Genomic DNA, 26,328 nt, shown 5'->3' with positions numbered 1-26,328 from the left:
CGCTCACATGCTGATCGGTCCCGCCATCGACAACTCGGCGAACGCGCCCGCGACATCGTGCGAGGGGTCGGCGAAGCACTTCTCGACCAGCTCGCGCGTCACCGTGCCCGCTTCGGCCGCCGCGATCAGGTCGAGCATCGCGGCGCGCGGCGGCCGCGCGGCATCGGGATAGGCGACCGCGCACATCACCTCGGCGACATCGGCGACCGTCCACACCCCTGGTACGGCCGAACTCACCGCGGCCGCGCCGGGCGACTGCCCGCGATACCAGCTCCCGCCCTCCCACCAGTAACAGAACGAGAGCAGTCCCGTACTCGCGCGCGGATTGAGGACCTGATCGGTCACCCACGCGGGCGCACCCGCGTAGAGATCGGGATAGGGCGTGCCATCGTTGTAAGCGGCATCGAGCTCGGGCGCGTTCCACACACCGCCCGAGAGCACGGCCCGTCGACCGGGCAGTACGTGCAGTGTCGACCCGCTGCGACCGGCCCCTTCGAAGACTCCGAGCGCGGGCAGGATTCGCGGCCCGTACTCCGACCCCACTGCCACGAACGCGGCCGCGATAGCGGCCCACCGCGTGAAGAACACCCCGAGCGCCGGGAACTCGTCCGGCGCCGGGACAGGTGGTCGCTCAGCAGCATCAGCGGCGGCCCGCGCACTGCGTAGCTGCCACGTGTTGTGGAACACGTAGGCCGACAGCCACACCGGCACGCGCGAGCGCGGATAGGTGTGCAGGTCGAACAGATACGCCTCGGGGGTGAACAGGTGCTCGGGTGGAAACGGCTCGTCACCGTGGTCGTAGTCGACCTCGTACCCGCCGTCGGCCTCGGCCGTCACCGTGACCCGCCACCACGGCCCCCGTTCCGCGCCGACAGACTGCTCCCGCAGTCCCCGCGCCGCCTCCAGCATCGCCGCCGAAGCGTCGATACTGGTGTGCCTTTCCTCGGCGTCGAAGTAGCTCACCGCCCCGACCGCGGCGACAACGGTGATCGCGAAGGACGCGGTAAACCGTTGCCAGCCAACGGGACCCGGCTCACCGATCGCCTCGATCAACGCGCGGGCGGGATCGGTCGGCACGATCGCCGACGCCAGCGCGAACCCGATGTCGGGCGACTCGGCCCCCTGCTCTGCGAACTCGACCATCGACATGTGCCCCTTCTCGCGCTCGACGCCGGTCACACCGGCGGCAATTGACAGACCTGCACGAGCTCGCGCCCGTGGATGCGCGAGACCAGAAGTCCACGCCCAGGCGGATGTTGGGCCGGTCGCACGTCACCGAGAATCACGCCCTCGTCCTTGGGTGTGCTCATCAGGAAGCCGTCGACGGACATGTCCTTCAACGGGCCGAGCACCGGATCGTAGAGCGCGCGCGAGGCGCCACCGGCCCGACGTGCGATGATCAGGTGCAGGCCGATGTCGCGGGCCTGGGGGAGCAGATCGACCAGCGGCAGCAGCGGGTTGTTCGACGCGATCATGTCGTAGTCGTCGACGATCACATACACCTCGGGCCCGGTCCACCAACTGCGATCGCGCAATTGCGCGGGCGTGATGTCGGTACCCGGCATGCGCTGGGAGACGAACCCGGCGACTTCCTTCATAGTCGGCACCGAGGTCTGCGCCGAGGTCGAGTACCCGGCCAGGTGCGGGCCCTCGATCGCCCCGAGCATGGTCCTGCGGTAGTCGACCAGGATCACTCGCGCTTCGTCGGGCTGGGAGTTGGCGACGATGCCCTGTGCGATATTGCGCAGCAGGGTCGTCTTCCCGCAGCCGATATCGCCGAAGATGAGCAGATGCGGCTGTTGCTCGAAGTCGAGCACCACCGGGGCCAGTTCGGACTCACCGAGCCCGATCGCGATCCGCCGATGGTCGAGGCCGATGCCGTGTGCCTCGACCTCGGCGAGGACCTGCGGCCGGTCGAGCTCGAGGGGCAGTTGCCGCACCGCCGGCGCGCGGCGATCACCGTAGAACTCGGTCAACTCGCGTTTGGCGGCCGCGACGCCCTCGGCCAGGCTCGCCGGATCGACCACACTGTCGAGGCGAGGCAGGGCGATGAGCATGTGCAACTTGTCCTTGGTCATACCCCGGCCCGGCCGGTTCATCGGCACCCCGACCGCGGCCCTGCGGTCCATGTCCGAATCCGACGGATCACCGAGGCGCAGTTCGATTCTGGTGCCGATCTGGTCCTTGACCCCGGGCCGGATCTCGGCCCACCGGTTCGCACCGAGCATGAGGTGAATTCCGTAGGAGAGTCCGCGCGCGGCGAGCGCGAGGACCTGCGACTCGATCATGTCGAAGTCCTCGCGGAACGCGGCCCAGCCGTCGATGACAAGGAACACGTCACCGAAGAGGTCGGCGGAGAGGGGATGAGCCTGACGTTCCTCGGCGGGCGATTCGGCCAATTGCGCGGCGAGTCGGCGGAAGTCGCGCATGTTCTCGATGCCGAGGTCGAGGAAGCGACGTTCGCGCTGGCGCAGCAGCGTCGACAGTTCGGCGACGGTGCGCCGTACCCGGTCGCCTTCCAGCCGACCCGCCGCCGACCCGACGTGCGGCAATCCGGCCAGTGCCGACAGGGTGCCGCCACCGAAGTCGAGGCAGTAGAACTGCACCTGTTCGGGTGTGTGCGTCGCCGCGGCGGCCATGATGATGGTGCGCAATGTGGTCGACTTGCCCGACTGGGGTCCGCCGACCACCGCGACGTTGCCCTGCGCACCCGCCAGGTCGACGGTCAGCACATCGCGTTTCTGCTCATAGGGCTTGTCGATGATGCCGATGGGCAGCCACAGATTCCCGAGGCGATTGCCCTCGTCACGCCAATCCTGTTCGGGCAGCATCATGTCCACGCTCGGCGAGATGTCGAGTGGTGGCAACCACACCTCGTGCGCGGGTCGGCCGTGCCCGGTCAGCCGTTCGACGACGACCTGCAACAGTGAGCGTTCCTGCGCCGGGGCATCGGCGGGCTCCGCACCGAGCAATTCGGAGAGATCGGGCAGCTCGACAGGCACCGGGTCGCGGGAGACCGCACGGGCCTGCGCCGGTGCGGCGGTGAACAGGCCGACCTCGCCGGCGGCCGTCGTCGCGCCTCGGCGGCTGCCGTCGCCGGCCACCGGCGGCACATAGGTGCCCGACACGTATGTCGCGTTGAACCGCAACGGATCCGACGCGTCGCTCTTGAGGTAGCCGGCGCCTGGTTGACCGGGCAGGTGGTAGGCGTCGGTGATCCCGAGCACCTGCCGTGACTCGCCGGCCGAGAAGGTCCGCAGGCCGATCCGATAGGACAGGTGCGAGTCGAGCCCACGCAGCCGGTTCTCCTCCAGCCGCTGCGAAGCGAGCAGCAGATGCACCCGCAGCGACCGTCCCAGGCGCCCGATCATCACGAACAGCTCGGCGAAATCGGGTTTCTGCGAGAGCAATTCGGAGAATTCGTCGACGATGATGAACAGTGCGGGCAGTGGGTCGAGCGGGGCGCCGTTGGTCCGGGCCTTCTCGTACTCGGTCACGTTCGCGAAATTGCCTGCCGCCCTGAGCAATTCCTGGCGCCGATTCAGCTCACCGGCCAACGCGTCGCGCATGCGGTCGACCATGGAGAGCTCTTCCTCGAGGTTGGTGATCACCGCCGAGACGTGGGGGAGCGGGTCGAGGCCGAGGAAGGTGGCGCCACCCTTGAAGTCGACGAGAACGAGATTGAGCAGGTCGGGCGAATGGGTTGTCACCATCGAAAGCACCAGTGTGCGAAGGAATTCCGACTTGCCGGAACCGGTCGCGCCGATGCAGAGCCCGTGCGGGCCCATGCCGTTCTCCGCCGACTCCTTGATATCGATATCGACCGGCGTGCCATCCAGGGTGATCCCGATCGGCACCCGCAACCGCTCGCGCGCCGAGCGCGGTCGCCACGCCGCGTCCGGTTCGATCGTCGCCGCGTCGGCGACGCCGAGCAACGCCATCAAGCCGGGGTCGCCGCTGGTCTCCTCGCCGAGGTTGACGATCTGTGCCGTCGTGGCGATCCGGTAACGTGCCATCGTCCGCCCGAAGGTCGCCGCCACCTCGTGGGATACCCGGTCCGGCCCGGCGAAGTTCTCCACCGAGCCGCCGGTGCGCGCGCCGATCCGCTCGGCGCCGACCACCAGTTGCAGGCCGCGGCGCACCGCGAGCCCGGTTTGCGGGGCGGTCAGGTCGAGCACCGTCACCGAGTCGAGTCCGGCGTCGCTGATGGTGCGTTCCGAACTGCTCACGTAACCGTCGTCGATCACCACGATCACATGCAACCGGCCCGGTGTCGACGCGGCGTTGCGCAGGAATCGGCCCCGTTCGAGCAACTCCTCCGACAATGCCGTCTCCAGCTCGGAAAGCGACTGGTACAGCATCCGACTCGTGCCATGGCCGTCGGTGTCGCGTGGATGTTGCAGATGCGGAAGCCATTTCGTCCACCGCCACGCCTGGCCGTCGGGTTCGTCCGTCGCGATCGCGAAGATCATCGAGTCGGGTCCGTGGAAGGTGGCGAGCTCCATCAGGATCGAGCGAACAAGCGCTCTGCCGTGTTCGCGGTCGCCTTCGATATTGATCGCCGGGAACGCGCGCAGGGAGATCGCCGTCGGCAGGTCGTGCACGACCGAATGGGTACGGACGAACCGTCGCAGCGCCACCGTCGCGACGGGCTCCAGATCCTCGAGCGGGCCGGTCTCCGGCCTCGCAAGTTTGGTCGCCACGCGGTGGCTGCCGATGCCGACCCGGACGTGTCCGAAGTCGGGATCGGTCGGTCTGCGCTCCCACATGCGCCGGGTTCCGACCAGCGCGCCCAGGTCGGCCGGATGCGGGTGACTCCACATCAGCGCCTCGCGCTGCGCGACCCCGGTGCCGCGCACATCGCGGCGCAGCTGGTCGAGGTAGCGGAAGTAGTCCTTACGCTCTTCGTTGAGCTCGGCCGCCTTCTTGCCACCGCCGCCGGTACGCCCCGCGAACATGCCGACCATCGACATCAGCATCATCATCGGAAACATCATGGTGAGCGGGTTGGTGAGCATCGCCTTGCCGCTCATCGTGAACATCAACCCCATCATGCCGACCATGGCGACCACCATCACCAGCGGCAGCAGCCGCTGCCACAGGGGTGCCGGGACCGGCGCGGTGATCTCCGGCGGTGCGTTGAGTACCACCTCACCGCCCGGCGGACGCGGTGGGGCGATGCGGGCGAGTCGAATGAAACCTTGTGTACTCATCGCTGTTCCTTAGTCGTCGCCTGGCAGCACCAGCGGCGCGCGCTGTCTGCGCCGGAAGGGAATCGAGAAGGCGAGCACGAGCGCGAGGACCGTCAGGCACGCGGTCGCGCCGCCGATGCCGATCCGGCGCGGCCACGGACTCACCGGGACGGTCGGGGTGGGGCCTGCTATTGCCATGGCCGACAAGGGTTTCGCGGTGGCGGCCGGTAGTACGGCGGTGAGCGCGGCGACCGGGTCGATCATGCCGGCACCGGTGCGCGCGTCATGGCCGTTGCCGGGCGCGTGCGCGGTCGCGACAATGCGTTCCATCACCTGTCCCGCGCTCAGCCAAGGAAAACGCGCACGCACCAGCGCGGCGAGCCCGGCGACGTAGGCGCTGGAGAAACTGGTGCCCGAGACCGGCGCGATCCGGCCGTCGGCCTGCGGTGTGCCGTTGACCAGGCCCGTCCCCCCCGGTGTCGGATCGAGCGACATCAGGTTGCTGCCGGGCGCGGCGACCGAGATCCACGGCCCGTACAGGGTGAAGGGTGACGGCGACCCGTCGAGCTCGACCGAACCGACCGACAACACATACGGCGCGAACCACGCGGGTGTCGCGATCGTGCGCACCGCGCTCCAGCCAGCCGTTCCGTTCTGTTCCTTGCACGCCCCCTGCGATTGCAGATTGCCCGCCGCCGCGACGACGACGACATTGTGGTCGTAGGCGAATTTCAACGCCGCGCCGAGAGCGCCGTCGACCGAGCTGGTCCCGGCCGATTGACACGACACCTCGGAGATATTGATCACCGTCGCGCCGGAATCGACCGCGTGCACGACCGCGTTGGCGAGCGTGGTGACCGTCCCGTACCCGCCGGCCGACATGCCGCCGGGCTGGTCGTTGGCGGCATAGCTGTTCTTGCCCTGAAAGGCGAGGCTGGTCTGGCGGATCGCGAGTACGGTCGCGGCCGGTGCGACGCCGACGAACCCGTCCCCCCCGTCGGGCGCGGGCTGCGCGGCGATGATCCCGGCGACGAGGGTGCCGTGCCCGTCGCAGTCGGCCGTTCCATCGGAGTCGGCGACGTAATCGCCGGCGGGGTCGACCCGAAGACGCGGATGTCGGTTGACCCCGGTGTCGATCACCGCGATGACCTGTCCTTCACCACGACTGAACGCGTGCGCGTCAGCGAGCCCGAGCGCCTTTTGCACCGGCGGCACACCGACCGGCTGATGCCCGGTCCAGTTCGGCTGCGAACACAGCAGTCGCTGCTGGGCCGGTTCGGGCGGCGCGACGGGAGCGCTGAGGATCAACGCGCCCGGGTCGACAACGGGAGGTTCGATCGCCGCCGCCGCGCCCGCCCCGATCATCGTCAGCGCCACCGCGACAACGAGCGCGCGCAGCGCCTCACCCATTGCGGGCCATCGCGTAGATATCGATGATCCAGAAGACGAGCGGCCCGATCAGGCAGATCATCAAGTACTCCAACAACTCGGCGGCCCGCTGCACCACCGGGGAGATCTCCAGATTGGGTCCGGCCACTCCGATGAGCATCGCCAAGGCGGCGACAACGAGCAGCGCGCCCGCCATGAGCAGCGCTGAGTCGTGCAGACCGATGCCGAAGAGCGCAGTGGGCACGATCAGCGCGACACACCCGCCGAGGACCATGACCGCGGCCTGCGTCATATCCGAGAACGCCCGCCCGCGTCTGGCCAGCACGATCCCTACCGCGATCGCCAAAAGCCCTGTCTGCCACAGATGTTCGGTTGCGGAGGTGACGACCATGATCGTCGAGAACACCGTCGCGACGACGATGCCGACCACCATCCCGGTCTGATAGTCATTGGCCAGACGTGACCGCTCACCCAGTCCCGCGGCCGACGGAATCGCCGTCGCGCCGATCGCGCCGATGCCCTCGATGGTCGGTCGCGGTTCGTGATCGCGCGGATCGATCACCCCACCGGCTGTCGGCACCGGCGGCACCGGCAACCGCGCCGCCGCCACCGCCATGCGGGGCACGAGGGTGATCCCGAGCAGCGCGAAGAAGATCACGCCCGCAGCCACTTTCGCCGGTTCGACCGACCACACCGTCGAGATACCGGTCGCCGCGGTGCCGAACGACGCGAGGGTGATGACCGAGGTGAACATGGTCGGCCGCACCGCCAGCAACCGCATCGTGATCACCGACAGCAGCACCACCGCGGCGCAGCCGAGCAGCACGTGCGCCGCCCCGAGCGGGCCGGGGACGAGCGCGACGGCCCCTGTCCCCGCGAGGGCGAGCCCACAGAAGGCGAGCACGGTCGCGGGCAGAGTCGCCGCGTAGAAGCGCGCGACAAGACCGGCGCCGACCAGGGTCAGCAATCCCACGCTCAGCCCGCTCACACCCGCGACGACGCCGAGCCCGTCCCCGGCGGCGACGAGCAGGAGCAGGCACGCACCGAGCACTGCCCCGACCGTGCCGGCGAGCCCGACCCGACCGGCAGTCGCGGCGGTCCAGCTGGCGAAGGCGTTGTCGGTCAGGCGGGCGACCGCGTCGATGACATCGTCGAAAAGCGCGGGCGCCTCGACCGAATCGACCGCGCGCAGCACGAGCAGGTCGCCGTCGAACACCTCGGCCTCGGTCAGCGTGCGGACCGGGTCGATCGCGGTGTGGCCGAGCCGAGACAGCGTCCAGTGCTGCGCGGCGAGTGGCCCGTCTTCCTCGTTCTCCGACAGGTCGGGATTGCGCGAGGCAACCAGATCGACAACGTCGGGAATGAAATTGGCGATCGGGACCGTCGCGGGCAGCACCACATCGACCTGGGTGTTTCCGCCGATGATCGAGACCCGGCACAGCTGCGGCTCGATCGCCGTTGACTCCATCACGTGACGACTCCCGAATTCCCTGGTTGCGACGTTCGGGACCGTAGCAACGCACACCGGGCGCGGCAGGTTGTGCCGGAGGTGTTCGCCTCGTCGTAACCGTCGACCAGAGCGCGACGTGCGGTTATCGCGAAAAGGCCGGTCGCGGTGCGTGAACTGCCGATGAACCCGGGGTGGTCGAGATCAGCGCGGGGGTGCCACCGGCCCCCACCCGGGCTAGGTTCGCGGGCATGTCAGCGATTCGGCAAGCACAACAGATCTTCGACGCGGGCGTCCTCTCGCTCGGTCTGCCGGTCGACGGGCAGCAGGCTGCCAAGAACCTCGACTACGCCAAGGTCGCCTTCCGGCGGGCGACCGAACTCGACCCCGACATGTGCGATGCCTGGCTCGGCCGGGTAGCGGCCGGGGAACTGACCCAGGAAACCCTGCGTCACCTGCACCGCACCTCGACCACCTCCCTCCTGCGCGAGCAGCGTCGCCTCGGCCTCCCGGCGCGCCAGCTCGCGGGCCGGTTCCACCTCGGCCAGTTCATCGACTACCCGGTGGCGGGCCTGACCGAAATCTGGCTCGCGCAGGCCATGCGACTCATCGAGGACAAGGAGTTCGATGAGGCCGAGGAACTGCTCACCGAACTGGACAAGCGCCGCGCCACCCTGGCCGATGATCCCGATCGCGTCGTCGACGACCGGGTCTGCGCCTACGCGCGCGGCGTTCTGTACTTCACCGCCCAACTGTGGCCCGATGTGATGGCGGTGCTCGCCGGTTCGGCCGAATGGCAAGACCAGTACATGGCGGCCGGCGCGCACGTCATGGTCGGCACCGCCTGCGCGCACCTCGGCCTGTTCGGTGAGGCGACGCGCCGCCTGGAACTGGCCGAACGCGGCCCGATCCCGTCCGCCCGCACCGCCGCGATGTACTGCCGCGGGCTGGCGCTGCGCGAACAGGGCAACGAGGACGAGGCGCGCGCCCTGTTCGAGACCGTGTACACCCAGGTCCCCGGCTTCGCTTCCAACGCCCAGGCCATGTCCGACCCCAAATTCCGCATCCTGGTCACCAACCGTGAGCAGATCGAGGCGCGAACCAACCGCTGGGACCCCGCGTCGGCGCCCTCGCTCGAGGAAGCAGCCGAAGAGGAACAGCACCACCGAGCCGAGACGATCCTGGCATCCGCCCGCGCCGAATTGACCGCGCAAATCGGTCTCGCCGCGGTGAAAGTGCAGGTTGCCAAGCTGCAATCGTCGGCGACCATGGCAAAGATCCGCGCCGAGAAGGGCCTCAACAGCATGCCGCGCGGCCAGCACCTGGCCTTCACCGGACCGCCGGGTACCGGCAAGACGACCATCGCCCGCGTCGTCGCCAAGATCTACTGTGGCCTCGGCCTGCTCAAAACCGACAAGGTCGTCGAAGCCAAACGCGCCGACTTCGTCGGTCAGCACCTCGGCTCGACCGCGATCAAAGCCAACGCGCTCATCGACTCGGCGATGGACGGCGTCTTGTTCGTCGACGAGGCATACACCCTGATCCAAAGCGGTCTCTCCGGCGGTGACGCGTTCGGCCGCGAGGCTGTCGACACCTTGCTGGCCCGCATGGAAAACGATCGCGATCGCTTGGTGGTGATCATCGCGGGCTACGACGGCGAGATCGACCGGTTCCTCGCCAGCAACGACGGCCTGGCTTCCCGTTTCGCCAAACGCGTCAAATTCGACTCCTACTCACCGGACGAGCTCTGCGAAATCGGTCGCTTCATCGCCGAGAAACGCGATTCGACGACCTCCGACGAAGCCATCGACCTTCTCCGCGCCGCCTGCGCCGACCTCTACACCGCCGAGGACACCGATCAAAGCGGCCTCCCGCGCCGCGGCATCGACCTCGCGGGCAACGGCCGCTTCATCCGCAACATCATCGAAGCGGCCGAGGAAGAACGTGAATACCGCCTGGCCATGAACGAATCTCTCGACCCGTACGCTCTGGACGAGGCGACCCTCATGCGCATCGAAGCCGACGACATGCGCAAAGCCCTGGAAATAGTCCTCGCCACCCTCAGCCCCACCTGACCGTCCTGCTGGTCCGGCCGGTTTCGCGAGGGAACTGCTCATCATGTCCGCGCGATGATGTTGCGAGGCAGGGTGAGTGGGAGATCGGTGTAGGTCGCGATGCCCGGGGCGGCCGCGACGACCGCGGGGATCGCGTGGATGGGCGGCATCGCGGTCATGATGTGGCCGAGAACCATGAAGTCGGCGATGGTTTCGGCCTGGAAATCGGGCGGGGGGAGGAATCCGACGCTCATGTTCACCGTCGGTCGGCCCGCGACGGTGATCTTCCACCCGTCGCCATCGAGTTTCCAGTCCGGATCCAGCGTTTGACCCTTGCGCCAGCGGACATTGATATCGATGACGACGCGATCGCCGACGCGGCCCTGCCAGCTCGCGGCGACACCGGCCACACACCCCTTGGCGATGGTCCATGAGCCGAGGTCGAGGTCCTCGGTGGTCTGGGCGTATTCGGCCTGGCAGGTGATGTCGTCGAGGGTGATGCTGAGCGAATCCGCAACCAGCCGAACAGCTTCGGCGAACACCGCGGTTCCGCTGGCGGCCATGCCCGCCAGGTTCGGGTCGTCGATCGGGGTACCGAAGCCGACCGGACGTTCGGTGGCCGGGGAATCGTAGAAGGTGGTGTCGGCGGACTCGGCGATGGTGATCTTGTCGACCCGGTCGCAGGCATTGGCCGCGACGATCGCGAGCAGTTGGGCGAAGCCGGGACTGACCCCGGAACCGAACAGGGTCGACCCGCCGAGCCGGCACGCCTGCTCCAGTCGCTCGCGCTCGTCACCGAGGTTGTGGCCGGTGATGAACGAGGCGGTGGTCACCATGTTCGCCCCCGAGGACAGGATCCGCACCGCTTCGTCGACGTCGAACCACATCGGGTTGTACACCACGCAGTCGGGCTTCAATGCCAGCAGGGTTTCGACGTCGTCGGTGGCGGCCACGCCCAGCGGGTCGCCTCCTGCCAGCTCACCGATGTCGCGTCCGACCTTGTCGGGTGACCACGCGAAGCAGCCCACCAGGTCGATGGTGGGGTCGGCGGCGAGCGCTCGCACCGAACTCGTTCCTACATTGCCGGTGGTCCATTGGACGACCCGGTACTCGGTGGGTGACATCGGCGTACCTCTTCCCTGCTGAGAGTGATGCTGGCCGGCGCCTCGGCGGCGACTGTGTGCGATGCCGTCCAGGTCACGGGCCGCACGGGTCTTGTCTACTACCGCGATCGTGCCGGTGGGGCGCTTCGGCCATGATTTTCCCTGTAGCGGGAAAAATAATTCTCACATGCGAAAAAGTACTTCTCATTCTAGATAAGTATGTTCTTGTTGAGGTTTCGGCAGGCCCCGGCACGCGTTGCACCACGGCGGTCGGTGGGAGCGTGCCGAGTGTCTGCGGCGGGAAGAGGGGCACTCACCGCGCGACAAGGCGGAGATCCCGCGGTGGCGGAACTGGCGGCGACGCTGAGTGTGGTTGCGGAAACGGGTTTTCCGAGGCTGCGCGAGGTAGTCGCCGTCAGTCAGGGTGTCGGCCGGAGCGCCGAGGAGGATCGGCTCGCCTTCGATCTCGAGGTGATCATCGCCGGTTTGCAGCAGCGGCTCGCGGCAGGACGCCCGGCGTAGTAGCCGCGACAGTTCGCTAGGTCCAGTCGGCCACCGGCGATGCGCCGTCGGAACGGTCATCCCGCCGGGCGCAACGTCGGCTCGATCTTTTGCAGGTTCCCTGTCCTTCTTGATGCCGACTGTTCGAGGGGCATCGAAAGGAGCTTGGGCCGCAGCGCTATTCGCTTACACGTTCATTAATCGGGCAATTCGGGCGGCCCGTCCTGAATGTGGACTCGGGGCGATGGATTGCGGGTACTTCCCTTTTTTGTCGGGAAATCCAATGTGTATCGAGTTGATTGTCCGGACCTGGTCAGCCGACCTGTCGGTCGACGAAGAATCGTTGTGTCCTGTTGCCCGGCAACCTGTTTCGGCCGAATGTGTTGATGGGCACATCGTTCGGCAATTGAAATCCCTTGGTGTACTTTGAAACCGAGGGGACTCACTTTTATGACACCGTTTCGCAGCTTCGGCGTCGCAGCTACAGCATCGAGAACGTAGGAGTTGTGCATTGCAAAGAACAGTCGACAGTCATCACCACTTCCGGTTCGACTCGGTCGTGGACTTCGAAGAGATCGGCACCGACCGCACGAGCGAATCAGCGCACGCGATCTATGCGGCATTGGTGGCGCAGTGGCAGCCCGCCATGCTCGAGACTGCCAGCAGCCTAGGGCTTTTCGGTGCGCTCAGGGCGGGGCCGCTGCGCGCCGAGGAGATCGCCGCTGTCACCGGCACCAACACGCGCGCAGTCAAGGTGCTGCTGGACGCACTCGTTGCCTATGGCTGGGTCACGAGCATTCCGGACGGGGAGAACTCGCGCTACAGCGCGGACCCCGCGGTGGCCGCGAGCCTGAGCTCGGACTCGATCTTCAGCCTGACCGGAAAGATCGGTTACAACCGCGGGCTGTCGCGTAGCGCGTGGCGCACCCTCGACCAGTCCGTGCGTGACGGGGTCCGCGCAGCTGACGGGATCGGCAACAACGAGATCACCGCCCACGCCTACGAGGACCTGGTCACCGGGATCAACTTCTGGGCACCACCCATCGTCGACAAGCTCATCGATTGGACTACTCGGACCGGATGGCGCCGCGAGCAATCGCGGAAGTTCTTGGACATCGGGTGCGGTTCGGGCATCTACAGCCAGTTGTTGCTGCGCCACTTCTCCCGCGCTGTGGCGGTGGGGCTCGATGTCGAGAGCATCGGTCGTCTCGCGGTCGGTCAAAGTGTGGAACTGGGTGTGGACGACCGGTTCCGGCTCCGCACCGCGAACTTCTGGCGCGACGACTGGGGGACCGGGCACGACGCGGTGCTGTTCGCGAACATCTTTCATCTGGTGAATCCCGCCGGCGCCCTCGAACTACTCGACAAGGCCCGCGACGCCGTCGCCGACGACGGATTCGTCTTCATCGTCGACAACATCGCGGTCGGCGGAACCGAAAGCGATTCACCGCAAGACAGATTCGCGGCACTGTTCGCGGTGTCGATGCTGGTCACCGGTGGGGGAAGCACCTACACCCTGGCCGACTACGACCAGTGGCTGTCCACCACCGGGCTGGAACGAGTGGCGTTGATCGACGCACCCATGCATCGCATCGTCGTTGCCCGTCGCACCGAGGAGGGCCACTCGTGAACTACCGACCGATCATCCTGCGACTCGACGACCCCGACGACGTCCGAGTGCTGAGCGAGCTCGAAGCGAATTCGGCGATCGCCCACCGCCACGATCAACTCACCTCCCAGCTCGAGAACCTCGCCGCCATCCGTACTCCCGAACGGGGCCGCTTCGATGGCCGCCTCGATGTGGTGCAGGAGCTGCTGGGTGGCGTCCCGGAGCGCGAGTACGGAGTGTGGGTCTACTACCCGTGGTCACAGACGCTGGTGCACACCCTCGACGAAGACGAGTTCGTCGAGGTGCGTACCGCGGCCAATCGCAACAAGCTCACCACCCGAGAACAAGATCTGCTCCTGGGTAAGACCGTCGGCATCGTCGGACTGTCGGTGGGGAGTGCGGTGGCGCTCACCCTGGCACTCGAAAGATCCTGTGGTGCGGTGAAACTGGCGGACTTCGATGAGCTGGAGCTGTCGAATCTGAATCGACTCGCCGCCGGGATCGCCGATATCGGGACCAACAAGGCGGTGCTCGCCGCACGCCGGATCGCCGAGCTGGACCCGTATCTGGATGTGCGCGTGTACGAGGACGGCGTCGACGACCTGAACATCAGGGAGTTCCTGCGCGGAGATCTGCACGTCGACGTGGTGGTCGAAGAGTGCGACATGCCGTTCGTGAAGTTGCTGGTGCGCGAACACGCCAGAGAACTGGGCATTGCGGTGGTGATGGAAGCCAGCGACCGTGGCGTGCTCGACATCGAACGGTTCGACCTCGAGCGAGACCGCCCGATCATGCACGGACTCCTGGGGGATCTCACGACCGAGATGCTCGAGGACGCGACAGTAGAGGTGCAACTCGCGGCGATGGCCACCATGATCGGCGTCGACGACATCTCCGACCGGATCGCGGCCTCGGTGATCGAAATGGATCGCACCCTGATCACCTGGCCGCAGCTGGCCTCGGAGGTCACCCACGGTGGCGCGGTGGTCGCGACCGCGGTGCGCGCGATCCTGCTCGGTCAGCCGGTGCCCTCGGGGCGCAGCAACTCCGAGCTGCCCTTCGGTATCAGCGCCGATCTCACCCGACGACCGACCCCGCCCGCGCCGGTGACACCAGCGCCCTCGGCGGTGCGACTGCCCGACGACCTGCGCGAAATCCTCGAGGACGCGATGCGGTCGCCCTCGGGCGGCAATTCCCAGGAATGGCGATTCCTGGTGCACGGCCGCACGATCGAGGTGGCCCACGCTCCCGAATACACCGCGACCCACCCGCTGATGGACAGCCGCGGCAACGCGCATCGACTCGTGATGGGCGTGGTCACCGAGAGCATCGTGATCAGCGCGCGCGCACGTGGGCTGACCGCCACGGTCGAATACGACCCCCACGGTCCCGACAGTGACATCTACACCCGGGTCACGCTGAGCGAATACGCCGACGCCGCAGTCGATCCGGATGATGCGGCGATGGCCGCGGCGCTGCGGAGCCGGTTCGCGCAGCGCAGCCGCGAGACCAGTCGAGAGCTCACCCAGCCCGAGCACGCGAGTCTGACCGACGCGGTGGGGGGATTCTCCGCCGAGCTGTGGCTCAGTGCCGACCCGGAGGTCAAACGTCGATTCGGTGACGGTGTCGCGGTAGGTAACCGGCTGCGGGTGCTGGTGCAGGACATGCACACCGAGGCATTCGACGAATTCTACTTCCACGCCGATCACCCCGACCGGCTCGACGGGGTACCGGTGGAGAACCTCCAACTGAGCTTCCCCGAGAGCACCGCGTTTCGACTGCTGCGGCGTGCGCCCGTGGCCCGATTCCTGCACGAGCGCGAAGAGGGTTCCGCGCTACTGCGATTCAGTCAGGACTGGGCCGAGCAGGCCGCGATGGTCGGAGCGCTGACCTGCGCGGGGGATTCACGCCGTGATGTGGTGGAAGCCGGGCGTGCGTTCCAGCGGCTCTGGGTCGCCGCGACCGCTGCGGGAGTGGGCATCCACCCCACCACCGCGCTGCTGTGCGAGTCCGAACTGCTGTTGACCTCCGCGCAGGTGTTCGACACAGCCGAGCGAGCAGCGATCGAGACCCAGATGGATTCGCTGCGCACAGACTTGCTGCAAGGCTCGAACGCGCTGGTCGCGGTGGTGTTCCGGGTCGTGGCCGGGGTGACCGAACAGGCCGCCGTTCCGAGCCCGCGCCGGTCGCTCGATCAGCACCTGGTGGTCAGGGCCGAGGCCAGGGGCGCGGAGGTCAACGCATGAGTGTGCAGACCGAGGCCGGCGCCACGCAGGCCCCCGGGATCGAGTTCCGGCTCGCGACACCCGCGGACGCGCGGGACATCGCGGAGCTCTACCACGACGTGTACCTGGGTTCGTACCCCATCGCCGAGTGCACCGATCCCGCGCTGATCGAACAGATCCTCGCCGACGACGCGCACATCTGGGTTCTCGCCGTCGCGGGTTCCACGGTGGTCGGCGCCTCGGTCGGGCGGCCGGAGCCGCAGAACCACACCTATGAGCTGTGCCGGGCCGCGGTGCGCCACGACTACACCGGTCGCGGGAACTTCGCGGTGATGTTCGACATGACCGTGCAGGCAGCCCTGGCCGAGCCCGATTGCGAGCTGGTCTACGGGTACGCGCGTTCGGAGCGTGCCCGCCGGCTGTTCTCTCGTGTGCCGCACCGTATCTGCTGGGTCGGGACCGACGGGGGACAGCACTTGTTCCTGGGCGACCGGGAAGAGCACCTGATCGGGGTCTCGATCAACCCGTCGTGCAGCGTTGTGCGGGTGCTGCCACCGAAGACCGTCGTCGCAGCCGGAAGTCCGGTCGATCGCGAGGTGGGCGAACTGGCTGTGCGGACGGTGCCGGGGATCTACCCGTCCCGGATCGCGCCGGGTGGCGCACCACAGTATGTGCACGAATCAGCGGCCGGGTCGGTGGCATTCTCGGTGTTCGCCCCCAGTCGCACCGCGTTCGTCACCGAGGTGTTCGCCGAGAGTCCGGCCGCGGTGCGGGAGCTGGTGTGGCAGGTGCTCGACGGTGCCGTACCGGCAGCGGGCCCGATCGAGCACATGACCTTCTACGTGCTGGCCGACAAGCTCGACGTGGTCACCGAACTGTGCTCGCCCCGCGAACCCGCCCGGCGCTTCACGGTGCGCGGATATCTGCCCGCGTGGTACCGGCAGGACGAATCCCGTTACGACTGCGTAATTCTCACCACCCGCACCGACACTCGTCCGGTTCGTCGCAACGGCCTCGACGACCTGATCGACGGTGTGTACGCGAGTTTTCCCCCCGAACTGCGTTGACCCACAACCGGTTTCGCGCCGTATTCACCAGGAGGTAATTGCACCATGAGCGCTTTCGGAACCTGGCGCCTGAAGATGGAATCGACACTCGGCAACGCCGACGGCATCGTGGAGATCGCGCAGCAGCCCGACGGATCGCTGACCGGCACCGCGCGCAGCTTCGCTACCGGCGAATCGTTTCGGGTGTGGGACGTCGAGTACAGCGGCGACACGTTGGTGTGGCGTCAGCTCATCAAAAAGCCTGTCCGCCTGAACCTCTCGATCACCGTCCGGATCGACGGCGACGAGATGACCGGCACCGCCAAGCCCCGCATGATGCCGGGCATCGCGACGGTCTCGGGCCAGCGCGTGAGCATCCATCCCGGCGCCGAGGTCCCCGGCGCGGCCGTCGCCCGGCCGTTGCCGAGCTGAACACAGCCCCCACACAGAGGAAAGAGCACCACCGTGCGCCGGTTCGCCGAGGTCGTCGTGGCCCTGCCGAAAGTTCTGATCGGAATCTGGTTCGTCGTCCTGCTCGCCGGGGCGGGGCTGGCCCAAACGACCATCGACCGGCTCGCGGTCGACTTCGCCCTGCCCGGACAACCCGGCGACACCGCGGGCAAGGCGGTGGTCTCGACTTTCGGAACGGCGGGAGAGGCGAGTTCGCCGCTGATCGTGACCCTCACGGTGCCCGAGGGACAGTCCGTCGCCGAGCACCGTCCCCAGATCGCGGCCATGTTCGAGGCGCTCTCGACCGCGCGGATGTTCGACACCCCACTGCAGGTGTATCACGCGGGCAACAGCACCGACCCCTCGGCGTTCGTCACCGGTGACGGGCGAACGGCGCTCGCGTACGTGTTCTATCCGCCACCGCGCACGGCGGTTCCCGTTCCTCCGGCCCAGCAGCTCGAACCGTTGCGTGAATCCCTGCCTGCGGGCTGGGAACTGGGGTTGACCGGGCGTGACGCGCTCGCGGTCGGAGAAGGCAGCGACATCGGCGTCGGCGTGATGCTGGAACTGGTGATCGCTAGCGTGGGCGCGTTGCTGGTGCTGGCGTACGTGTTCGGTTCCTTCCTGGCGGTATTGCCGCTGCTGACAGCGATGGTGTCGATCCCGGCGGCACTGCTGCTGTTGCTGCCGATGACCTACGCCGCCGACATCTCCTTCGTCGTGCAGTACCTGATCTCGCTGGTCGGGCTCGGGCTCGGGATCGACTACTCGCTGCTGCTGGTCACCCGATGGCGGGAGGAACGCCAACGCGGACGCGACAATCGCGGCGCGGTCGTGGCCGCGATGGAGACCGCGGGACACGCGGTGGTGATGAGCGGGATCACCGTCGCCATCGGTCTGCTGGCGTTGTTGCTGTTGCCGGTGCCGTGGATCCGCACGGTCGGGGTGGGCGGGGCCCTGATTCCCCTGGTGACGGTTCTGGCCACGCTCACCTTGACTCCGGCGATCCTGATCGTTGTCGGACCGAAGCTCGACTGGCCGCGACGGCGCGATGATCGTGAGATCGGGCCGGGCTGGCGCGGCTGGACCACCCTGGTGGTCCGACGCCGATGGCTCGCCGCCGCGCTGGGGGTTCTGCTCCTGGCTGGGGCGACCGTGCCGTTCCTGCGCGCGGAGTTCGGGGTCGCATCGGCTGAGTCGCTGGCCCGTAGTGGGCCCGAGCAGACCACCTACGAGCGGCTGAAAGCCGACGGAATCCCCACCGGCGCCCTGACCCCGATCGAAGTACTCGTTCACTCGGATGCCGCGGCGCGGACGAGTGCGGTCCTGGCCGGGGTCGACGGGATCTGGAAGGTGGTGACCGCCAACGGCGCCGATCCACTGCTCAACCGTCCGCTGCGTGGCGCCGGGCCGCAGGTGACCATGGTGCTGGCGTTTCCGTACGAGCAGACCATCAGCGGCCCCAGCACCACGGTGGTGGATCGGGCCACCGACGCTGTCGCGGGCGAGGACGCGGTGATCGGTCTGACCGGTCTCGGTCCCGCGCGGGCGGATTTCCAGCGGGCGGTCTACGACAACTTCGGCTGGGTCATCGCGGCGCTGTCGATCCTGATCTTCCTGGTCCTGGCGCGGGCGTTCCGGTCGCCGGTACTGGCACTCAAAGCGGTGCTGATGAACATCGTGTCGCTGAGCGCGGCGATGGGCGCCATGGTGCTGTGCTGGCAGTGGGGCATCGGATCGGACCTGCTCTACGGCCTACCCGCGACCGGCGCGATCACGGTCTGGGTACCGATCCTGGTGTTCGCGTTCCTGTTCGGGCTCTCGATGGACTACGAGGTGTTCATCCTGGCCCGCATCCGCGAGGCGTATCTGCGCACGGGAGACACCGACACCGCGATCGTCGAGGGGATCGGGCGCACCGGTCGACTGGTGACCTGTGCGGCGTTGATTCTGTTCCTGTCCTTCGCCGCGATGTCGACGGGTCCCGGCACCGATCTGAAGATCATGGCGACCGGATTGGGGTTGGGTATCCTGCTCGATGCCACCATCATTCGGTCGCTGTTGCTGCCGGCGACGGTGTCGTTGTTCGGTCGCTGGAACTGGTACATCCCGACCCGTGGACACGGGCGTGTGCCCGAGCGAACCGATCGAGAGGCCACCCTGTCGACCTCATGATCGTGCCTGCGCCGGTCTGGACACCTGTTACAGCGGGTCCTTCGTCGCCTGTGCGCTGCCAGCGCGCGCTGGCAGCCCACAGGCGTTTCCCGACGTGGATATGCCTACAGGTCGGAGGTGAGCGGGTTTCCCGGGGCGATGGCATCGCAGTTCGACCCCGCGGGGACGCCGGCGAAGCGGTCGTTGATCCATGCGGTCATCCCCAGTCCCCACACGCCCAGGGTGGGGATGTGGCTCAGGTCGCTGTACTCGTGGTACTCGACCTGCCGGTTGCCGGTGGCGCAGTACTGGCGGGCCAGGCTGCGGACGTCACCGGCGATCATGACGCCGTCGCCGCGCCCGACGGTCGGGTTGCTGCCGTTGGAACCCTCGAGATCGCCGTGTGCGCCCTGCGCGAGGTAGAGCGGAATGGTCGGTGTCGGAGCGTAACCCAGGTTCACCTGGTCGACTTTCTCTACCAGCGGCGCGACGCTGTTGGGATCGGCGTACTCAGGGCGGACGAGTTGTTGCCAGGTCAGGCCCGGGTACTGGAACAGCACATCGGCGATCGAGGCCGCGTGCAGTTTCGATACCAGCGCGGCGCCGTAGGGGCTGAGGTAGGACGTGAAGTCGATGTCGTAGGAGCGGGAGATGCCCAGGATCGCCATCGCCGCCACGCCCGACCAGCCGAGGCTGCCGCTCACATAGCGGAGGTTGTGTGCCGGGTTTACCAGCAACCCGCCGGAGGTGGCGCCGACGAGTCTCGCGTTCACATCCGGGGCGTACTCCGGCGCCAGTGCCGCGGCCCAGTAGGTGGCGATCGCGCCACCGGAGTACCCGACCATTCCGATGCGCGTGTCCGCGTCGAGCCCGGTGGTCGCCGACGAGGTGGCAGCGCGCAGCGAGTCCAAGGTGTTCATGCCGTACTCGGGGCCCGCGGCGAAGTTGGCCTGCTGACCTTCGGTGTCGGCGACGACGACGGTGTATCCGTTGACGAGCAGGTCGGCCACGAACGGTGACTCCGAACTCATCACGCTAGAGCCGAGGCTGAGGTCACCGGCGATCGCGCGCGACGGACTGTGCTCGGGCGAGAGCGAGTCGTAGTACGACTGGTAGGCAACAGCTTTCGATGGATCGGCGCCCGGCGGGATGAGGATGGAGGTCACGTTGGCGACGGGATTCATCTGCGCGTCGGTGGTGCGATAGAGCAGTTGAACGGCGGTCACCGGGGTGGGGATACCGACGACGTGATAAGCGAGCGTCCGGGTGTCCAGGACGGTGCCGGGCGCGAGCGTGCCCAGTGGGGTGGCGCCGCGATAGGTGTAGAAGGCGTCTGTCGCCGCCTGCGCTGCGGGCGCGAATGCCGTTGTCGCCGAGAAGGCGATCGACATGGCCGCAATCGCCGACATCATCGTCGTGGCGGTGCGTGTTTTCCTCAAGTTCGTTCCCCTCGAATCGTTCCTACCGGAGCTGCGCGGATGCTGTGATAGCGATCCACTCTCACCAACTCCCCGCTGCGAGCCGAACGACGCGCCGTTCAGCCCGCTGGATCGTAACCGGACAGTGCTGTCCTGTTACTGGGTAGTAGTGTGAATGCGGTCACGGGAGGAAGTCAAGAGCATTCAGTCGCGACTCGTGTCTGCTCCGACGAAGATCGAGGCCGAGGGAAGCCCCGTAAGGTATTGAGCTGCAACAGGTATCGGGTCGCCGCTGGTGATCTCGGCGGCTGACCCGTCAGCTGTCACGCACTGCATGGGCCCCGTATCAGACTGGCTTGCCATCGGTGAAGGCGGCGAGCACGGTGAAACTGTCGTGCGCCACGACGCCGGCGACAGCGCGCTCGACGCCGACTCGGGAGACGTCGAGCGGTTGCATCCGCGCACCGGCCTCCGCTGTGCACACCGCGGCGAGGAAGAACTCCGTAATGGCCGCGCGATACTGCGACCACAGGTCATCACCATCTACCGCGATACCCGCCGCATCGAGCCGGCCGGCGTAGCGCTCGACCAGATCTCGTTCGATCGTGCGGAGTAGATCGGGTTCGACCGACGCGCTCGCGAAGTAGGCGACATCGCGGATACCGGCGCCCGCTTTCGCGACCTGCCAGTCCAGGAAGCCGGGGTTCGCGCCTTCGAAGAACAGGTTACCGAGATGCGGGTCGCCGTGAATCAGAGTTTGTGGCCGGCTTTCCCAGAACGCGTCGATAGCGGTGCTGTTCTCGAACAGCATGCGGCACTGTCTTTTTATCGGTTCGGGTATCAGGTCGGCCGTGTGACCGGTGATCTCGCCGAGGAACCGGCGGCGGATGATGTCGCCGATGCGGATCTCGGCAGCCGAACGCACGGCGAGTGGTGCCAAGTCCTGGGTGAACCGGTCGGTGCGCCAGAACGTCGCGTGGAGGTCGGCCAAGGCATCGACGACCGCACTGGCCTCGGTTCGAGTCACCGAGTCGATGACCGTGCGGAATTCGGCTGTTTCGGAGAGGTCTTCCAGCGCGAGGAAAGTGCGTTGCGTGGCCAGGTCGACCTGGACGGCATGGCATCGCGGTATGCGAACCGGCGGATTGCTGCCCAAGGCCTGATAGGCGAGACATTCGTGGATGCCGAGCGCGAACACGTTCATCAGCACATGCTGTAAGTAGTTGCGCGGCGCCAACTTCAAGAACAGGTGATCGGGAATATCGGCATCGGACTTCACCGCGATACGGGCGCGGGCCGCCGTCCCGGAATCCTGTTGTACGACACGGACCGATTCGATGGCCCCCGGCGTGAGCTCGAGCGCGTCGCCCAGCCACTGCGCGGTCACCTGTTCGACGCGCAACGGAATCCCTTTGCGGCCGGCGATGGTTCGGTCGAAGCCGACGCGAATCGCCTCCTTGGCGACCATACCTATGCCGAGCGCGGTAGCCGACGATCGTGACGTCACCGATGACTCCTGTTCTGTACTCGCTACGGGCTTCAGCCCGAAACTCGGGGTTCTATCCGATGGTGGTCTTGTCGACGCTGAGCCACCGACGATCAGATTTCGACCGATACGGCCGGTTGTACGGCGTTCACGTCAGAGATTGCGGATTCCATCGAGTACCGCTCGCAATACGTTGAGTTCCTTGGATGCGTTGCCTGTATCGGCGGGGGGCCGGAAGATCAGGTTTCCCTCGGCGATGAGATCCCCGATAAGTATTCTGGTCACCGCCAGCGGCAGTTTCAAGGTGGCGGAAACCTCCGCGACGGTGACCGGTGTGTTGCAGAGCTCGATGATCGCGAGGTATTCGGGTTCGGTACGGCGCAGTCGCCTGCTGGGCCGGGCGATCGCGACAGTGGTCAGCATGTCCACGTCTCGGTCGGCCCCGGAGGTCCGGCCTCGGGTCACCGCGTAGGGACGGACCAGTGGGGAATCGTCCACGAACCAGTGGTCATCATCGCCGCTCATGACAGTGGGAACGGGCCTGTCTCAGCACCAGTTCGGCGTGGTGCGGTGGAGAGGTAGCTACCGACGCGTTGCACGGTGAGGTTCATCTCGTAGGCGACCATGCCGAAGTTTGCGCTGTCCTCGGCCTGTAGGGCCAGGCAGGAATTGCTGCCGGCCGCGGTGACGAACAGGACAGCACGGTCGAGTTCGATGACCGCCTGCCGGACACCGCCGCCGTCGAAGCGGGCGCCCGCGCTACGGGCAAGCCCGTAGAGGGTGGACGAGATCGCCGCGAAGTGTTCGGCGTCTTCCCGTGACATGGACTTGGACCGGCCGAGCAGCAGGCCGTCGGTGGAGTGCACGACAGAGCGCCGGACACCGACCACACGTTCGACGAGGTCGTCGAGGAGCCAATCGAGATTACTTGCGGTAGAAGATGTCACCGTCGCCGTCCTGTCGATCCGGAGGTGGGGTGGTAGGCAGCCGCGATGAGGAGGGGTATGGATCGGGAGTGGCCCGCCGGCCCTGTCGCGTTCCGTTCTCGATCGCGGAGAACAGGTCCCGCGCCTGGGCTGCTGATTGGCTGCGCGGTGGTTCGGAAGAAACGTCCGGTTGTGGTTCCGGAGCGACGCTCGCCTGGCGTGTGCGACGTGTCAACGCGGGCCGGTCGTCCTCGGTAGCGAGCGAAGGCGCGTGCTGCACGTGCGGTCGGGGGCTGTCCAGTGCGGTTGCCGTGGAGCTGTTCTCGGTGTTCGCGGCAATATTGCTCATGCCCGTACCCGGAACTTCGGTGCGCGCGCCGGCGAGGTCGGGCGCAGACGACAGATAGTGCGGTGCGTGGTCGACGCCCCCGGCTTCGGAGGTGATGACCGCCGACGGGATCAGCACAACCGCCCTGATGCCGCCGTAGTCGGACTCGCCGAGCCGCACCGAAATACCGTGCCGGACACCGAGTTGCGCGACCACGAAGAGCCCGAGTCTGGAGTCCACCGACAGCGCCGCGACACCGAAGTGCGGTGGGTTGGCGAGCATTTCGTTGGCGCGTGCCACATCTTCGGGCGCCATACCGATGCCCTGATCGCTGATCTCGACCACCACGCCCTTGCCGACCATGTTGCCGGTGATTTCGACGCGCGCCTGTGGTGGTGAGAAGGAGGTGGCGTTGTCGACGAGTTCGGCGAGAAGGTGGATGAGGTCGGCGACCGCGGAACCGATGACGAAGATCTGCGGCAATTTGCCCGTGTGTACCCGGGCATAGTCGACGGTCTCCGCCGCAGCGCTGCGTGCGAGATCGACCAACGGGACGGGCCGGCGCCACCGCCGCCCTGGCTGCCCGCCGCCGAGGATGACCAGATTCTCGGCATTGCGGCGCTCACGGGTGGCCAGATGATCGAGGCGGAACAAGATCTCGAGCATCTCCGGGTTCTCCTGTTTCGACTCGGCTTCGTCGAGGACTTCGAGTTGCCGATGCGCGACGACCTGGCTGCGGTGGGCGATGTTGAGGAACACCGCCCGTACACCCTCGCGGGTGCGGGCCTCGGTGATCGCGGCCGAGACGGCGGCGGTGTGCGCGCCGTTGAACGCCTTGGCCACCGAGCCGATCTCGTCGTCGCCGAAATCCAGGTGCGCGGCCTCGGTTTCCGGGTCGATGGGTTCACCGGCGCCGAGTCGGCGCATGGTCTCGGGCAATTGAACCTCGGCCAGCGCGATGGTTTCGGTGCGCAATCGCTTCAACCGGCCGATCAACCGTCCGGCCAGCAGCAGTGACAACGCGAAAGTGAGCACGACGAGAACGACTACCGCGCTGCCGGCCAGCAACGAATTTCTCGCGGTGCGGTCGCCGTATTCCGCGGCCTGCCGCTGCGAGCGCAGGTTCTGGTCGACCCAGAACGCCATCAGCTGATCCGAGACCTCGGTCGCGGCATCTCGCCACTGTTCGATACTCATCGGAAGTACCGGCGTCGTAGCGGATTTGGTGAATACCGGACGGATGATCGCGTCTTCCATCGCGGTCACCTGCTGCCAGGCCGGTGTCGTGGTGATCTCTTTGATGCGCTGTGCGCTCTCGCCGTCGATTTCGGCTTGCAGGAACGTGATTTGAGAGTGGTAGTAGCCGACGAGGTTGTGATAGTCGGTCGACAACGCGGGCGGCAAACCCTCGGGTTTCACGGCCGCTCCGGTCAGCGAACTAGCCCTCGACATCGATTCGACCACATGGAGTATTTCGATATTGCGGGTCAGTCCGATGGCCGAATTCGCATCCGGTGCGTTTCGTTGCACCACCGCCATACCCAGGTTGGAGAACCCGTCGAGCATTTTGCCGAAGAAGGTGTAGACGTCGACGATGGGCACCGCGCCGACGTCTACACCGGCCCGTAGCAACGGTAGTGCGGTTTTTACCTGGTTATAGGCGTCGGCGGTGCTGTCCAAGCTGGTGCCGCCGAGGTCCTGAAATCGCTTGGCGTCGGGTACGAGGGCCGCGAGCACGTTGTCGAATCGCGTTCTCGCTGCCGCGAGCGCGGATGGATCCACGTCCTCGCCTGCCAGTCGCCGCAGCGAGAGCATCCGTTCCTGCTGGATCGCGGCGACCATCTCCCTGGTCGGGCCGAGATTCGTTTCCTGTCTCTGCGCATACTCTTTGGCGTGTTGTCCCACATCCACCAGGTATGTCGTCGCGCCGACACCGATGATCAGGAGAACCAGGCTGGGTACGAGCGCGATAGCGAGAACCTTGGTACGGATTCCCCCGGATCTCGCCGACCACCTCGCGAACCGTCGCTGCCGGTCGGGGTGTGCCGAACGGCGCTTCATGGTCGGTGCGTGCCTGTCGTTTTCGTCGAGGTCAGTCAATCGAGGCGCCGAACTGCGTGGCGACGTTGTTCACATCGACCGACGGGCGCAGGTATCTGCTGTCCGTGCGCTGCTTCCAGTGTGGGAAACGCTGCCGACACAGCTGCGGGAGGTGCTCCGGTGTCGGGTCGCTCGAAGACGGGTGGTGGTCGGTGGTGATCGGCTTCTGCATCGTGCTTTCCGCGTCGTGCCCAGTGATATCACTGTCGCAGTGAGGGTTTCGATGATCGATGAGGTCGGCGCGCCGGACTCCGTGGCACACCCCGAGCACATCGATGCGCTGGGTATGTGCGCGATACGTCGCTGCCGCAAGGCATTCCGGTCGGTCTGGGGATGCATCGAGCGGTCTATGCTTCGACGCTTGGGTCATGTTACTTGTCTTCTCGGTTTCTGCAAGTGATGTTCCAGGTGAACTGGGCGTACTTCTGGGTGGATCGCACATGTTCGGCGACACGATGATGGACGTATCCCGGCCTCCGCGCTCGAAATTGGAGAATATTACTCTCGAGTAGGAGAACTAACGTCTTCGTAGCCCTGTTCCGCTCTGGCTGGGCCCACCGCCGTAGCGTCGCCTCTGCGGGCCAACTAGCGGTCGTACCAGGCGGCTTCCGGAGCTGGTGGGTGCTCGGGCGCGCGGACCTGGCGCGGTGCGAAACGGCCACCCCGCGCTGTGAGGTGGCCATCGACGGTGTTGTTCGTTTCGCCGCCCCGAACCTGGCGCTCGGTAATACGGTGCTGATCAAACATGCCAGCAATTGCCAACAATCGGCGTCGGCCCTGGAGCGGCTGTTCACCGAACCTCTATGACCGTTTTGTCGAGGACTGGTCCACGGTTCCGCGGGGTTTTGTCCGTTTTGGCACAGGCAATGTCGGTCGAATGGCGTACAGCGCAGAGCGATC

General features: G+C 66.7%; 20 protein-coding genes. 9 read left to right on the top strand and 11 right to left on the bottom strand.

What is annotated here, in order from left to right; all coding sequences use genetic code 11:
• Positions 1-3 precede the first annotated feature (3 nt).
• The 4 genes from NA12_RS07105 to eccD are packed head-to-tail and all read right to left on the bottom strand — an operon-like array spanning position 4 to position 8,049.
• Positions 4-1,143, bottom strand: a complete 1,140-nt coding sequence (locus tag NA12_RS07105) for a hypothetical protein (protein WP_132369903.1) — start codon at positions 1,141-1,143, stop codon at positions 4-6.
• A 32-nt stretch (positions 1,144-1,175) separates the two neighbouring features.
• Positions 1,176-5,213 carry a type VII secretion protein EccCa gene (gene eccCa, locus NA12_RS07100; RefSeq protein WP_067447218.1) on the bottom strand — a complete coding sequence of 1,346 codons (4,038 nt, stop codon included), beginning with the start codon at positions 5,211-5,213 and terminating at the stop codon, positions 1,176-1,178.
• A gap of 9 nt (positions 5,214-5,222) precedes the next feature.
• Positions 5,223-6,602, bottom strand: coding sequence for a type VII secretion-associated serine protease mycosin (gene mycP / locus NA12_RS07095; protein WP_067447217.1), 1,380 nt, complete (start codon positions 6,600-6,602; stop codon positions 5,223-5,225).
• The gene (gene eccD / locus NA12_RS07090; RefSeq protein WP_067447215.1) at positions 6,595-8,049 is read right to left on the bottom strand and encodes a type VII secretion integral membrane protein EccD; all 1,455 of its coding nucleotides are present in this window, start codon (positions 8,047-8,049) and stop codon (positions 6,595-6,597) included. The genes mycP and eccD overlap by 8 nt, the downstream gene beginning before the upstream one ends.
• A gap of 230 nt (positions 8,050-8,279) precedes the next feature.
• Here eccD and eccA point away from each other — a divergent pair, with 230 nt between their 5' ends.
• A complete protein-coding gene (gene eccA / locus NA12_RS07085) occupies positions 8,280-10,103 on the top strand; it encodes a type VII secretion AAA-ATPase EccA (protein ID WP_067447214.1) in 1,824 nt (607 codons plus the stop codon).
• A gap of 41 nt (positions 10,104-10,144) precedes the next feature.
• Here eccA and NA12_RS07080 read toward each other — a convergent pair whose 3' ends face one another.
• Positions 10,145-11,206 (bottom strand): NAD(P)H-dependent amine dehydrogenase family protein, encoded by a 1,062-nt coding sequence (locus NA12_RS07080; protein WP_067447213.1) that lies wholly within the window; start codon positions 11,204-11,206, stop codon positions 10,145-10,147.
• A 321-nt stretch (positions 11,207-11,527) separates the two neighbouring features.
• Here NA12_RS07080 and NA12_RS07075 point away from each other — a divergent pair, with 321 nt between their 5' ends.
• The 6 genes from NA12_RS07075 to NA12_RS07050 all read left to right on the top strand — a co-directional run bounded on the left by NA12_RS07075 (position 11,528) and on the right by NA12_RS07050 (position 19,191).
• The gene (locus NA12_RS07075) at positions 11,528-11,707 is read left to right on the top strand and encodes a hypothetical protein (RefSeq protein ID WP_067447208.1); all 180 of its coding nucleotides are present in this window, start codon (positions 11,528-11,530) and stop codon (positions 11,705-11,707) included.
• 490 nt (positions 11,708-12,197) lie between these two features.
• A complete protein-coding gene (locus tag NA12_RS07070) occupies positions 12,198-13,316 on the top strand; it encodes a class I SAM-dependent methyltransferase (RefSeq protein ID WP_084472422.1) in 1,119 nt (372 codons plus the stop codon).
• Complete coding sequence (locus NA12_RS07065; protein ID WP_067447202.1) at positions 13,313-15,541, top strand: Rv1355c family protein; 2,229 nt, start codon at positions 13,313-13,315, stop codon at positions 15,539-15,541. Before NA12_RS07070 ends, NA12_RS07065 begins: the two co-directional genes overlap by 4 nt.
• Positions 15,538-16,587, top strand: coding sequence for a GNAT family N-acetyltransferase (locus NA12_RS07060; RefSeq protein WP_067447200.1), 1,050 nt, complete (start codon positions 15,538-15,540; stop codon positions 16,585-16,587). The genes NA12_RS07065 and NA12_RS07060 overlap by 4 nt, the downstream gene beginning before the upstream one ends.
• 45 nt (positions 16,588-16,632) lie before the next feature.
• Positions 16,633-16,998, top strand: coding sequence for a hypothetical protein (locus tag NA12_RS07055; RefSeq protein ID WP_067447198.1), 366 nt, complete (start codon positions 16,633-16,635; stop codon positions 16,996-16,998).
• A 33-nt stretch (positions 16,999-17,031) separates the two neighbouring features.
• The gene (locus NA12_RS07050; protein ID WP_067447196.1) at positions 17,032-19,191 is read left to right on the top strand and encodes an MMPL family transporter; all 2,160 of its coding nucleotides are present in this window, start codon (positions 17,032-17,034) and stop codon (positions 19,189-19,191) included.
• A gap of 104 nt (positions 19,192-19,295) precedes the next feature.
• On the opposite strand, the gene NA12_RS07045 is transcribed toward NA12_RS07050, so the two are convergent.
• Complete coding sequence (locus NA12_RS07045; protein ID WP_243654937.1) at positions 19,296-20,561, bottom strand: lipase family protein; 1,266 nt, start codon at positions 20,559-20,561, stop codon at positions 19,296-19,298.
• Here NA12_RS07045 and NA12_RS34105 point away from each other — a divergent pair.
• Positions 20,560-20,763 (top strand): hypothetical protein, encoded by a 204-nt coding sequence (locus tag NA12_RS34105; RefSeq protein WP_165914789.1) that lies wholly within the window; start codon positions 20,560-20,562, stop codon positions 20,761-20,763. The two genes, NA12_RS07045 and NA12_RS34105, sit on opposite strands and share 2 nt — an antisense overlap.
• Positions 20,764-20,934: 171 nt before the next feature.
• Here NA12_RS34105 and NA12_RS07040 read toward each other — a convergent pair whose 3' ends face one another.
• The 5 genes from NA12_RS07040 to NA12_RS07020 all read right to left on the bottom strand — a co-directional run bounded on the left by NA12_RS07040 (position 20,935) and on the right by NA12_RS07020 (position 25,798).
• Positions 20,935-22,095, bottom strand: coding sequence for a phosphotransferase family protein (locus NA12_RS07040; protein WP_084472420.1), 1,161 nt, complete (start codon positions 22,093-22,095; stop codon positions 20,935-20,937).
• Between the two features lie 132 nt (positions 22,096-22,227).
• Entirely contained in the window at positions 22,228-22,599 is a 372-nt protein-coding gene (locus NA12_RS07035; protein ID WP_067447190.1) for a DUF742 domain-containing protein, read from the bottom strand.
• On the bottom strand, positions 22,596-23,021 hold the full coding sequence (locus NA12_RS07030; RefSeq protein WP_067447188.1) for a roadblock/LC7 domain-containing protein: 426 nt from the start codon (positions 23,019-23,021) through the stop codon (positions 22,596-22,598). The genes NA12_RS07035 and NA12_RS07030 overlap by 4 nt, the downstream gene beginning before the upstream one ends.
• Complete coding sequence (locus tag NA12_RS07025; protein ID WP_067447649.1) at positions 22,999-25,389, bottom strand: sensor histidine kinase; 2,391 nt, start codon at positions 25,387-25,389, stop codon at positions 22,999-23,001. The genes NA12_RS07030 and NA12_RS07025 overlap by 23 nt, the downstream gene beginning before the upstream one ends.
• A 31-nt stretch (positions 25,390-25,420) precedes the next feature.
• Complete coding sequence (locus NA12_RS07020; RefSeq protein ID WP_132369901.1) at positions 25,421-25,798, bottom strand: hypothetical protein; 378 nt, start codon at positions 25,796-25,798, stop codon at positions 25,421-25,423.
• A gap of 251 nt (positions 25,799-26,049) precedes the next feature.
• On the opposite strand from NA12_RS07020, the gene NA12_RS07015 reads away from it, so the two are divergent.
• Positions 26,050-26,235 carry a hypothetical protein gene (locus NA12_RS07015; protein WP_067447184.1) on the top strand — a complete coding sequence of 62 codons (186 nt, stop codon included), beginning with the start codon at positions 26,050-26,052 and terminating at the stop codon, positions 26,233-26,235.
• The last annotated feature ends 93 nt before the right edge of the window (positions 26,236-26,328 follow it).

It is taken from the genome of Nocardia alba NBRC 108234 (genome assembly GCF_001612665.1).
Lineage (GTDB): Bacteria > Actinomycetota > Actinomycetes > Mycobacteriales > Mycobacteriaceae > Nocardia > Nocardia alba.
This window is presented reverse-complemented; position numbering and strand designations above follow the sequence as displayed.